This window comes from Luteibacter sp. HAY1-4A, assembly GCF_056755355.1.
Genome location: NZ_JBNDHZ010000011.1, coordinates 1 through 11,514, shown reverse-complemented (window position 1 = coordinate 11,514; position 11,514 = coordinate 1). Strand labels below are relative to the sequence as shown.

Sequence of the window (11,514 nt, the reverse complement as noted above, 5' to 3'; positions counted from 1 at the left end):
GCAAAGCCATCCTGCGAGGGCGAACAGACGTGCTCGGAAACGCGGGAGACGAGCGGGCCGCGGTTGGCGGTCAGCTCGCATAAGCCGGTGTCGGATCGAGGTACCGGACGAACGCGTCGGCGCTCATCGGCCGGGCGAAGAAGTACCCCTGCCCGATGTCGCAGCCGAGGTCACGCAGCCACTGCGCCTGCGCCTCGGTTTCCACGCCTTCGGCGATCGTGCGCATGTTCAGCTTCTTGGCGAGCCCCACGATGGCTTCCGTGATCTCGCGGTCGGCGAGGTTCGAGCTGCTGCCGCGTACGAAGGACTGGTCGATCTTGATCGTACCCACGGGCAGTTCGCGCAGGTGGCTGAGGTTCCAGTACCCCGCGCCGAAATCGTCGATCAGCAGGTCGAAGCCGTGCGAGCGGAGCTTCACGAGCTGGCGCATGGTCTCTTCCGGCTGACGCATGGCGGTGGATTCGGTGAGCTCGAAACGGATGCGGGTGGGATCGACCCCATACGACCGCACTGCGCGGTGCAGCGTGTCGACGAAGGCAGGACGGCTGAGTTCGTGCATGGACAGGTTGATGGCCACGTAGTCCACCACGGTGCCCGCCGCGTCCCAGGCTTGCAACTGGTTGAGCACGGCACGCAGCACATATTCGCCCAAGGCGTGGATGAGGCCGGAGCGTTCGGCGATGGCCACGAACACGGAGGGCGGCACGTCGCCCCGGACGGGATGCGGCCAGCGGGCCAGCGCCTCGACGCCGGCCAGCGTGCCGTCGCGCAGGTTGCGCTTGGGCTGGTATTCCACGGTGAGCTGGCCCGCCTGCAGGGCCTCCCGCAATTCCACCGTCAGGGCCAGGCGTTCGCGCGCCTGCTCGAGCATGCCTTCTTCGTAGAAGCGGAAATCGGCCTTGCCGGTTTCCTTCACCGCGTACATCGCGGCGTCGGCGTTGCGCAGCAGCGTCTCGGCCACCACGCCATTCTGCGGCGCCACGGCCACGCCGATGCTCGGACTCACGGCCACGAACTGCCCCGACACGTTCACGGGCTTGGAAACGAGGTCGAGCACCTTGCGGCAGACGCGAACGAGGTTTTCCATGCCGCCGTAGGCCTGCACGATCACCACGAACTCGTCGCCACCGAAACGGGACACCGTATCGCGCTCGCGCACGCTGCTGCGCAGGGACGAGGCCACGGCGCGCAGGAAGGTGTCGCCCGCCTCGTGGCCGAGGGTGTCGTTGATGGACTTGAAGCCGTCGAGGTCGATGAACATCACCGCCAGTGCCACGTTCGGCGCCGCCAGGGCCTTTTCCAGTTCGCGCATGAGGTAGGCGCGGTTAGGCAGGCCCGTGAGCGTGTCGTGGTAGGCATGGAAGGCCAGCGCCCGGCTGGCCTGTTCGCGTGGGTCTTCGAGCTTTGCGTGGAGGCGCCTGCGCTGGCCGATCAGCCACGCGATGACCGCAGCGGCCAGGGCGCAGACGACCACGAGGGCCAGCATCCAGCCGAGACCGGCGCCCACGGTACTGAAACCGGCGCAGCCGGGTATCTCGCCCGGCCCGAAGACGGACCAGTGCGCGCACTTCGACTCGGCAAGGTGCATGCCGATCTCGACGCTACGATGTGTCAGCACACCACGCTCCGGCCCGGCTCAGGGGACACGTCGCCGGCCAGCATGGACAGCAGCCGGCCCACGGATTCAACGAAATATCCAAGGACGCCGCGGACCCCAGGAAAAGATCGGGCGCGATGCCACTTGTCCATCGGTTTATCGGCCACAACCGCCCCCGACTTTAGCTCCTCGCGACGAATTGTCCCGGCGTCTTCCGCGGAATGAGACGACCGGCCCTTCACGCATGATGCTGCCTCGGTGGAAAAACGCAATCCACCGGGCCGCGCAGCCCGGCCAGCGGGTGCTCAGCCATCCTTCCCCGAGAGGTAGCGGTCGAACCAGGACAGGGCCCGGGCCAGCACGTCGCGGCGGTTGGCATCGCGCGCAAAACCGTGGCCCTCGCCCGGATAGACCACCAGGGACGTGGGCACGCCCTGGGCCCGCAGGGCGTGCCAGAACTCGAACGACTGCGGCGCCGGACACTCGGCATCCCGCTCGCCCACCACGATCAGGGTCGGGGTCTTCACTTCCTTGATGAAGTTGATGGCCGAGCTCTTCGCGTACACCGCCGGGTTGTCGTAGACGGAGGCCCCGAAGAAAGGCTTCATCCACTGGTCGATGAGGTTCTGGCCGTAATAGCTCTGCCAGTTCGAGATGCCGGCGCCCGCGACCGCCGCGCGGAAGCGCCCGGTCTGGGTCACGCCGAACATGGTCATGAAGCCACCGTAGCTCCAGCCGGTGAGGCCGAGGCGCTTGTCGTCCACGGGGTGGTTCTTCTCGATGACGTCCACGCCGGCGAGCACGTCGCGCATGTCGCCATAGCCGAAGTCTTTCCGGTTGGCCTGGACGAACGCCTCGCCCTGGCCGTAGCTGCCCCGGGGGTTGGGCATGAAGACGAAATACCCCAGCGCGGAGAACGGCGCGCCGCCGTACCCAACGCCGGGCCAGCGCGGCGACACCATGGAAGCCGGGCCCCCATGGATGGAGACGATCATGCCGTAGCGCTTCGACGGGTCGTAGTTTGCCGGATACAGCAGCCAGCCCTGGACGTCGTGCCCCTCGTTCGTCCAGGTGATCGATTCGGCTTTGCCCCAGGACGGCTTCAGACCGGCGTTGAACGACGTGACCGCCTTGGGCGTGGCGCTGCCGTCCAGCGTGGCGACCTGCACTTCCGGCGCCTTGTCGAACGAACTGGCGGCAAACGCGGCCTTGCCGGCGTCGGCGCTCAGGGAGAGCGACATCGAGAAGCGGCCGTCGCCGACGGTCATCGGTGTTTCGAACAGAGTGGTGGCCTTCGCACCGCCTTCGGCGAGCGCGTAACTGGAGACGCGGCTCATGCCCGCGGCATGTTCGGCAACCAGCAGGCGGTCCGGGCCGGTCCAGGCGAGCCATGCCGGCGTGGTATGGATGCCCGGGGTGACGTCGACGGGTTCGCCGCCTGCGGAGGCGACCGTCCAGATGTCGCCGCCATTGGAACCCTGGTCGCTCATGAGGCCACCGACGAAGGCAATGCGCGATCCGTCCGGGGAAAAGCGCGGCACGGCCATCTGCAGGTCTTTCAGGGGACCGCTGAGCTTCACCGTGTCGACGAGGGCGACCGCCTTCGCGCCGGCGGTGGCCGGTTGCGCATAGAGCTTGGCCACCCACCAGTTGTTGTCGCCGGGAGGCGGAGCCGCGACGTACGTGATGCGGTCGCCGGTGGGCGAGAAGGAGAATTCGTAGACATGCAGTTCGTCGGGGGTAAGCGTATGAACGGCACCGCCCGCGAGGTCGACTGTCGCGACCTCCTGAACCTCGATGCCTTCGACACCGATCTCGCCAAGCTGCGGCTTGGCCGCTGCCGTGGCGCTGGCACGGCGCGTGGCGTTCGGCACGTAGAGGAAGCCGATGGCTTTCCCGTCCGGACGCCATTCAAGGCCTTGCACGTAGCCCTTGAGATGGGTGACGCGCTTCGGTGCGGTCTTGGCCGCCACGTCCACCACGCTGATGTCGTTCTGCCTGCCCTCCTCCACGCCGGGCGCCTTGCCCGCGCAATCGGAGAGGAAGGCCAGGCGACGGGAATCCGGGGCCCAGGTGGCTTCCGTCTCGCTGCACCCCTTCGTCGCGGTGACACGGCGGGCGTTGCCGCCGTCCACGTCGGCCACCTGCAGCACCTGCTTGCCGTCCGTCTTCACCGTCCAGGCCAGGTGCTTCGCGTCGGGCGAGATCGACACCGACTCGATCGACCGCACCTTGCCCAGGGCTTCCAGGATCGTCGCTATCCGCGGATCCTCGGGTGTCCTGGCCGGGAAACTGCCCGCATGGGCGGCACCCGCGCAGGCAAGCACGACGGCGGCGGCGATCCACTTCGTACGCATGGGTGACCCTGGTCTGTGTGCGAAGCGTGAAACCTAACACGGACATGAAGACACGTGCAGGGTGGCGCTTCGCATTTCACGCCAGCAGGTGTGCGTACTCCGGATTCCGCTTGAACCACGTGGCCGCGTAAGAACATGCGGGGCGAATCTTCCACTTGTTCTCCTGGGCCACCTGTACCGCGAAGCGCGTGAGCAGGTTCGCAATACCGCGGCCGCCGACAGGATCGGGCACGCCGGTGTGGGTGATGATCATGACGTCGTCCTCGAGGACGTAATCCACTTCGCAGTGATGGCCGTCCACCACGACCGAGAACTCGTGCTTCTTGCTGTCGTGGATGATTTCGAGGGGTTTGGCGACATCGCTCATGGGGGTTCTCCGTCGGGACCTTCGAAGCATGCGCGTTCCGGCCCCCCGGTGGGAAGACTCGATATCGTCAAACAGGTCGCCTCTGCACTTCCCACACTAAGCGCAGGCGTAAACTGCCTGCGCATTCAAGCCGAGGACAAGTCCCCACGTGCTGATCATTCACGAACACGGCCACCGAGGCCAACCCGTCCAGTGGACCAAGGGCATGGCCAAGCCGGCCACGCCCATCTGGATCGACCTCCTCGATCCCAGCGAAGACGAACGCCGCTGCGCGGCGGAGATTACCGGGCTGCGCGTACCGGAACGCGGGGACATCGTCAGCCTCGCGCTGTCCAGCCGCATCCGCACCGACGACGACGCGATGTATCTCTCCATCCCTTATTTCGCGGATACCGGCAACAACCACGCGGCGCCGGTGGGGATCGTGGTGACGCACCACGTTCTCATGACCCTGCGTTTCGAGGCATCGCCGGCTTTCGACCTCGCCAGCGAAAGCTGCGAGTCGCATCAGTGGGAATCCAGTGCCGACGCGCTGGCGACGCTGATCGAGGCCATCGTGAACCTGGCCGCCAAGCGCATGGAAGACGTTTCGGCCGACCTGAAGAAGTTGTCGGACCGAATCTTCACCCGTACCCGCGTCGGCACCCCCGCCCTGCGCAACTGCATGCTGGAGGTCGGCCGCCTGGAGGGTGAGCAGGCCCGGAACCGCTCGTCCATGCTCGGCGTGCAGCGCATCGTGTCCTTCGTTCGCGCGAAGAAGCCGGAATGGATGTCCGACGACGTGGAGCTGCGGCTTCGCGTGGTGGACCACGACCTGCGCACCCTCGACGAATTCGACGACCAGGTCACCAACAAGCTGCAGTTCCTGCTCGACGCCAGCCTGGGCTTCATCAGTACCGACCAGAACCACGTGATGAAGGTGCTCACGGTTACCTCGGTGGCGACCATCCCACCGGTGATCCTGGCGGGCGTCTGGGGCATGAACTTCAAGCGGATGCCCGAACTGGACTGGACCTACGGCTACCCCATGGCGATCGCGGCCATCCTGCTCAGCATCCTGCTGCCCGTGCTGTTCTTCAAATGGCGCGGCTGGCTCGAGGGCGATTGAACCCCTAGCGTATTCGTTCACATTTGTGAAGCTACGCAACTGCGACTGGCTTCACATTTTTTTACATCCCACCGCTTTCCCCCTAAAGTCGGCGCCTTTCCGGCCGACACACCCTTTGTGGGTCCTCGCGCCGGATCGCCGGACAGACACACAGGGCCGCCGTCGTGGCGGCCTTTCTCGGGGGAGGAAGGGGTCGGTGCGAATCAGTTGTCCAAATCGCGACGGGTCGGCGGCGGAAAGCTCGCCGTCATGAAAGCTCCGTGGCACGCCCTTGTCGGCACGCTGCCCGAGTCCCGTCTGCTCGACTCGGTGGCGGAGTTCACCCATCACCGGGACATCGACGCCCTGGACCACAGCGTGGTGCTGTCGCTGGCCGAACTGGTGCCCGTCAGCAGCGTCACGCTGTGCAAGCGTGGCGAGGACCTGCAGCATCCGGTCGAGTCCATCGTGGTGTGTTCGCGCAAGGCCGACGGCGGGCTCGTGGTCGAAGCGATCGACCCCGGCCGCGAGGGCGACCCCATCGACACCATCGTGTGTGCCATGGAAACGCTGGAGCCGATCAGCGACGTGACCGAGGACGGCAGCAGCCGCCTGGTCATTCCCATCCAGCGCGAGCACGCGGCCATCGGCGCGCTCATGCTCGAAGCGCCCGATTCGCTGGACGAGGTCCGTTCGATGGTGGAGGGCTTCGCCCGCATCTACGGCAACTACATCGCCCTGCTCAACGAGAGCGAGCGCGACAAGCTCACCGGACTCTACAACCGCCGCAGCTTCGAGCAACGCCTGCAGCGGCTGCTCAAGCTCCAGCGGCAGCGGGCGCGATCCACCGCTCCGGACGGCAAGGAACAGCGCCAGTCCCCTGACAATGCCTCGCAGCTCTTCCTCGCCATCCTCGACATCGATCACTTCAAACGGATCAACGATACCTACGGGCACGTCTACGGCGACGAGGTGATCCTCATGCTCGCCCAGCAGATGCGCGCGAGCTTCCGCCAGGGCGATGTCCTCTTCCGCTTCGGCGGCGAGGAATTCGTGATGCTCATCGAGGCCCGCGACGAACAGGCGGCGCAAGCCGTTCTCGACCGGTTTCGGCAGTTCGTTGCCGGCCATGCCTATCCGCAGGTGGGCCACGTCACGGTCAGCATCGGCTTTGCGCGAATCACCGAGAACGACTACCCCGAGATCGTGCTCGACCGCGCCGACAAGGCCCTCTACTTCGCCAAGCAGAACGGCCGCGACAGCGTGTATGGCTACGAATCGCTCACCGCGCGCGGCGAACTGGCGTCGTCGGTGGCGCTCGGAAGCATCGACCTTTTCTGAGCATCCGCTGTAGGAGCCGTATAGCGGCGAGGGGAACTTACCTCGCGGCTTCATCGCTCCGCTGGTTTCTCGCCGCTATAGCGGCTCCTACATCACTTGGCCGGCTTGCGTGAGACGTAACGGCGGCCGCCGGCCTTGCCGCCCGGGCGCACGCGGAAGGCGAGGCTGATGCGCGGGCCTACGGCCGCTCGCGTCTTGGGAATGCCGTGGTCGTAGTGAAACTGAGTGGCGTAGCTCATCGTGAGCAGGCTGCCCGGCTCCATGTCGATATCGAAGGCGCGCTTCGGTGCCTCTCGTTCGCGCAACACCATGCGCCGCGTCGCGCCGAGGGACAGGAGGGCAATGGGCGCCCCTTCCGTCAGTTCTTCCAGATGATCGTTATGCGGCGCCACGCTGTCGCGGCCGTCGCGATAGAGGTTGAGCCCCACGGAGGTGAACGGTACCTGCGTATGCGCGATGACCTCCCTGGCCGCCTCGCCGAGCGCCGGCGGCAAGGTGGGGTCGTCGAGCGCGTAGTGCTGCACCAGCCGCGGTACGTCCACTTCGCGACCGTACATCGACCGCCGCTGGGCTTCCCAGGGAATGTCCGCCATGAGGCTGGCGAACCAGGCCGCCGCCCTTTCCTGCGGGATCAGGGCCGGCTCGTACGCGAAGCGCCCGTGCTCGTCGTCGACGAGCACGAGGGGCTCCGCGCGGAAGAGACCGGCCTGGGACATCGCTTCCTTACTTGACCACGCCGCAGGCGATGCGAGCACCGCCGCCGCCCAGTGCCTCGGGCGTGTCGGAATAATTGTCGCCGCCGGCGTGGATCATGAGGGCATGGCCCTTCAGGGTGGCGAGCGACTTGAGGCGCGGCGCGGTAACCGCCGTGGTATCGGTGCCGTCCGCACCCACGGTGATCTTCGGCAGGTCGCCTTCGTGGCCCGCCGTCGAGTCGGGGCCTTCATGCTTGCCTGTGTGCGCGGGATCGAAATGGCCGCCCGCGGCCAGCGCGGCGCCCTTCTTGCCGTCCTTTTCGCCGGGGTCGCAGCTGGGCTTCTCGTGCAGGTGGAAGCCGTGCTCGCCCGGAGGCAGGCTCTTCAGGTTCGGCGTGAACACGAGGCCCCCGGCACTTTCGGTCACGGTGACCGTGCCCACGGAAGCACCCGAGCCGGTCGCACTCACCATCTTCATCGGCACGGTTACACTCTTGTCGGCGGCCTGCGCGCCGGCGCAGACGAGCAGCCCGGCCATGGCTACGGCAATACGATTCATCGTGCACTCCTTGGGTTTCGAGGGAATCCCGATACTGCACCCAGGCCCGTGAAGCGTCCAGCCGGGCGGGTTACTCGAAAATGCGGGCGGTCTGCTTGTCCGTCAACTGGTGCCATTCGCCGCTGCGCAGGCCATCGAGCGTCAGGCCGCCCAGCGCCACGCGTTCCAGCGTCTCGACGTGGTTGCCGACCGCGGCGAACATGCGGCGAACCTGGTGATAACGGCCTTCGGTAAGGGTCAGGCGGGCGTGACGCGGGCCCAGCACATCCAGCGAGGCCGGTTCCAGCGGGGCGGTCTCCCCTTCCAGCATCAGCGTTCCTGCCGCGAACGTGGCGGCCTCGTCGCCGCGCAGATCGGAGGCCAGAGTGGCTTCGTAAACCTTACGCACCGACGCCTTCGGCGAAATGATCCGGTGCAGCAACTGGCCGTCGTCGGTGAACAGGAGCAGGCCCGAGGTGTCGCGGTCGAGCCGCCCCACAGTGGAAAGCACCGGGTTGCGCAATGCGAAGCGCGGGGGCAGCAGGTCGTAGACGAGGCGCCCGACGTCCTTCCGCGAGCAGGTGTAGCCGGTGGGTTTGTTGAGCATCAGCAGCATGCCCTGCGGCGGATCGAGCGGTTCGCCGTCGAAGCGCACGTCGGCGTGGTCCACCTTGTCATCGGCATATAACACCTCGCCTGCGGCGTCCGTCACCAGCCCTTCGCGGAACATCGCGGCGACCTGCTTGCGGCTGCCATAGCCGAGGTTCGCCAGGAGGCGTACGAGTTTCATCGGCGGGGCTCCGTGGCTTCGATCACCTTGAAGCCGTCGCGTTCGACGACCGTTCGCACGTCCGCGAAGCATGCGTCGAGGGTGGATTCGTAGGCGAGATGGCGGTTGGCGACCATCCAGAAGCTGCCGTGACCGGCCAGCCCCGCGGCAGCCGCCGCGATGAAGGCGCGCCCCAGCGACGGGTCGTCGGCGCGCCCCTGGTGGAATGGCGGATTGGCCACGACGACGTCGTAGCCGGTGTCGATACCGTGGGTGACATCGTGCCAGCGCACGCTGGTGCCCACTGCACGGCCAGCCCGTGCCATGGTCGCTTCGAGGTTCATCCGCGCGGGCTCGAGCGCGCGTGCTTCCGCTTCGTAAAGGTCCACCGCCGTGACGCCGCTGCAACGCGTGACGATCTCGCAGGCGAGATAACCGAATCCGGCGCCCAGGTCCGCAACACGCCCGGCGAGCGTGGTTGGCAACACGTCGGCAAGCAGAGCCGACGCGGTGTCCACGCGGTCCCACGCGAACAGCCCACGCCGCGTCGCGAAACGGCCGTCGAGCGTTCGCGTCGGCATGTCCAGCGCAAGCCATTCGGCAAGCAGCGATCCATCCGGCATGGCATTCGGCTGGGTCCAGAACACGCGACACTTGTGTTTCGAGAGGCATGCGACGCCACCGGCGAGAAGCGCCAGGTCGGCCTCCGCTGTCTTCGCGCCTTCCGCGTTGGGCACGCTGGCGACCACGATGCCGCCTTCGCCGACAAGCGACAGGGCATGCGCGAAGAGCGCACGCGACTCCTCGCGCTGGCGGGTCGGCAGCACCATCACCACCTGGAAACGACCTTCCGGAACCTCCGGCAGCACGGTGAATCCCGAGCGTGCCAGCGCATCCGCCGCCGGCTTGAACGACTGCTGCAACGTCCAGCCCGGACGGCGCCGCTCGCGCAGGGCGAAGCCGTCGCGTGCGCGCAGCATGAGCAGGTTTCCGTCCGCGGGCAGCGTCAGTTCGCCCGTGGCGAACGGAACGAACAGCGCATCGAGGGCGATATCGGAAGCGGAACCGGCGGACAACGCGGAGACCTTGGCAAGCGAAGGGGACCGACGATTCTAGCCCACCATGCGCGCCGCTCGCAGGGAAAGCCCCGGATCAGCTACTGCAGGAAAGCATCGAGCAACCCACGCGTTCCCGCGCCCAATCCGGCCGCCTTCCCGCCAGGTGCGCCCGTCCCGGCTGTTCGTCGTAGGGTCGCCGCAGCGTATCGAGCAGCTCGTGGACAGCCGCCTCGTCGCCCTGCTCCGCCTTGTCGATGGCCAACTGGGCCAGGTAGTTGCGCAGCACGTAGCGTGGGTTGCTCGCGTGCATCAACGCCAGGCGGCTTCCTTCCGTCGACTCGTCGGCGCGTACGCGCTCGGCATAGCGCCGCAGCCAGCTGGAAAGGGCTTCCTCCACCGCCACGCGCCCGGCGTCGTCATAGAAGGCATCGGCCACGCTGCCCACGTGGGGCGAGGCAAGGTCCACCGTCGCAAGGTCGCGATAGAAGATCGTCATGTCCATGCCGCCGGCGCGCAGCAGGCCGCGCAAGTCGGACACCAGGTCCTCATCGCCCGGCGCCGTCCGCGACAGGCCCAGCTTCGCCGCGGAGAACGCGGCGTCGGTGGCCTCGAAGGTTTCCACGTAACGGTCCAGCCCCGCCTGCAGCGGCGCCACGTCCGCGAACAGGGGGGACAACGCCTGCGCCAGCCGCTGGAGGTTCCAGTAGCCCACCTGCGGCTGCTGCCCGAAACGGTAGCGCCGGTGCATGCGGTCGGTGGTGTTGGGTGTCCAGTCCGGATCGAAATCGTCGATCCAGCCGTACGGACCGTAGTCGATGGTGAGCCCGAGTATCGACATGTTGTCGGTATTCATCACGCCATGAACGAAGCCCACGCGCATCCACTGGGCCATAAGCACAGCGGTGCGTTCGCAGACGTCCGCGAAAAAGGCGGCGTAGCGTTCGCCGGCCGGCCGTTCCACGAGATGCGGGAAATGCGTGGCAAGGGTGAAGTCCACCAGCCGCCGCAGCAGGTCGGTGTCCCCTCGCGACGAGGGCAGCTCGAACGAACCGAAGCGGATGAACGAAGGCGCCACGCGGCACACGATGGCACCCGGCTCGGGCGCCGGGTGTCCGTCGTACATCACATCGCGCACGACCGTCTCGCCGGTGCCGACCAGGGACAGCGCGCGTGTCGTGGGTATGCCCAGGTGGTGCATGGCCTCGCTGCAAAGAAACTCGCGGATGGACGAGCGCAGCACCGCGCGGCCGTCGGCCCCGCGCGAATACGGTGTGCGTCCCGCGCCTTTCAGCTGGATCTCCTGCCGGCCGTGCCCCGCCGTGACGACCTCGCCCAGGCCGATGGCTCGTCCGTCGCCGAGCTGGCCTGCCCAATGCCCGAACTGATGGCCGCCGTAGGTCATCGCATAGCCCGTCATGCCCGGCAGGCGCACATTGCCGGCGAAGACCTGGGCGAAGTCCGGCGCGTCGGTGGCGACACCCAGCATGCCAGCCACCTCGCCCGAGACGGCAATCGTTCGCGGGGCGGCCACCGGCGTCGGTTCGACCCAGGAGAACGCCGCGCCGGTCACCTGCCGCGGTACGTTCGACGTGTCGGGATCGGCGGGGAGTTCGCGTACGAAGGCATTGTCGAAACGAAGGTCGGTCATCCCCCGGATATCCGGGCGACGGCCGGCACATGCAAGGTTGGCCCCGAACTCGTGCAC

The 11,514-nt window shown here is 67.0% G+C and carries 10 protein-coding genes; 2 read left to right on the top strand and 8 right to left on the bottom strand.

The genetic code is table 11. The features are described 5' to 3' along the window. Positions 1–70 precede the first annotated feature (70 nt). From ACPYOD_RS05290 to ACPYOD_RS05280, 3 genes are all read right to left on the bottom strand, one after another. Entirely contained in the window at positions 71–1,618 is a 1,548-nt protein-coding gene (locus ACPYOD_RS05290) for a putative bifunctional diguanylate cyclase/phosphodiesterase (protein ID WP_481300685.1), read from the bottom strand. Positions 1,619–1,902: 284 nt separating this feature from the next. Continuing rightward, entirely contained in the window at positions 1,903–3,954 is a 2,052-nt protein-coding gene (locus tag ACPYOD_RS05285; RefSeq protein WP_481300684.1) for an alpha/beta hydrolase family protein, read from the bottom strand. A gap of 76 nt (positions 3,955–4,030) precedes the next feature. Continuing rightward, the gene (locus ACPYOD_RS05280; RefSeq protein WP_481300683.1) at positions 4,031–4,321 is read right to left on the bottom strand and encodes a GNAT family N-acetyltransferase; all 291 of its coding nucleotides are present in this window, start codon (positions 4,319–4,321) and stop codon (positions 4,031–4,033) included. A gap of 148 nt (positions 4,322–4,469) precedes the next feature. On the opposite strand from ACPYOD_RS05280, the gene ACPYOD_RS05275 reads away from it, so the two are divergent. Both ACPYOD_RS05275 and ACPYOD_RS05270 read left to right on the top strand, forming a co-directional pair. Then, positions 4,470–5,429, top strand: a complete 960-nt coding sequence (locus ACPYOD_RS05275) for a CorA family divalent cation transporter (protein ID WP_481300682.1) — start codon at positions 4,470–4,472, stop codon at positions 5,427–5,429. Between the two features lie 249 nt (positions 5,430–5,678). After that, positions 5,679–6,749 carry a GGDEF domain-containing protein gene (locus ACPYOD_RS05270; protein WP_481300681.1) on the top strand — a complete coding sequence of 357 codons (1,071 nt, stop codon included), beginning with the start codon at positions 5,679–5,681 and terminating at the stop codon, positions 6,747–6,749. A gap of 92 nt (positions 6,750–6,841) precedes the next feature. On the opposite strand, the gene ACPYOD_RS05265 is transcribed toward ACPYOD_RS05270, so the two are convergent. The 5 genes from ACPYOD_RS05265 to ACPYOD_RS05245 all read right to left on the bottom strand — a co-directional run bounded on the left by ACPYOD_RS05265 (position 6,842) and on the right by ACPYOD_RS05245 (position 11,457). Beyond that, positions 6,842–7,465 carry an alpha-ketoglutarate-dependent dioxygenase AlkB family protein gene (locus tag ACPYOD_RS05265; protein WP_481300680.1) on the bottom strand — a complete coding sequence of 208 codons (624 nt, stop codon included), beginning with the start codon at positions 7,463–7,465 and terminating at the stop codon, positions 6,842–6,844. A gap of 7 nt (positions 7,466–7,472) precedes the next feature. After that, entirely contained in the window at positions 7,473–8,003 is a 531-nt protein-coding gene (gene sodC, locus ACPYOD_RS05260; RefSeq protein ID WP_481300679.1) for a superoxide dismutase [Cu-Zn] SodC, read from the bottom strand. Between the two features lie 70 nt (positions 8,004–8,073). Next, positions 8,074–8,772 carry a pseudouridine synthase gene (locus tag ACPYOD_RS05255; RefSeq protein WP_481300678.1) on the bottom strand — a complete coding sequence of 233 codons (699 nt, stop codon included), beginning with the start codon at positions 8,770–8,772 and terminating at the stop codon, positions 8,074–8,076. Next, the gene (locus ACPYOD_RS05250) at positions 8,769–9,827 is read right to left on the bottom strand and encodes a class I SAM-dependent methyltransferase (RefSeq protein WP_481300677.1); all 1,059 of its coding nucleotides are present in this window, start codon (positions 9,825–9,827) and stop codon (positions 8,769–8,771) included. The genes ACPYOD_RS05255 and ACPYOD_RS05250 overlap by 4 nt, the downstream gene beginning before the upstream one ends. A 76-nt stretch (positions 9,828–9,903) precedes the next feature. Next, positions 9,904–11,457 (bottom strand): protein adenylyltransferase SelO, encoded by a 1,554-nt coding sequence (locus tag ACPYOD_RS05245; RefSeq protein WP_481300745.1) that lies wholly within the window; start codon positions 11,455–11,457, stop codon positions 9,904–9,906. Positions 11,458–11,514: the final 57 nt, after the last annotated feature.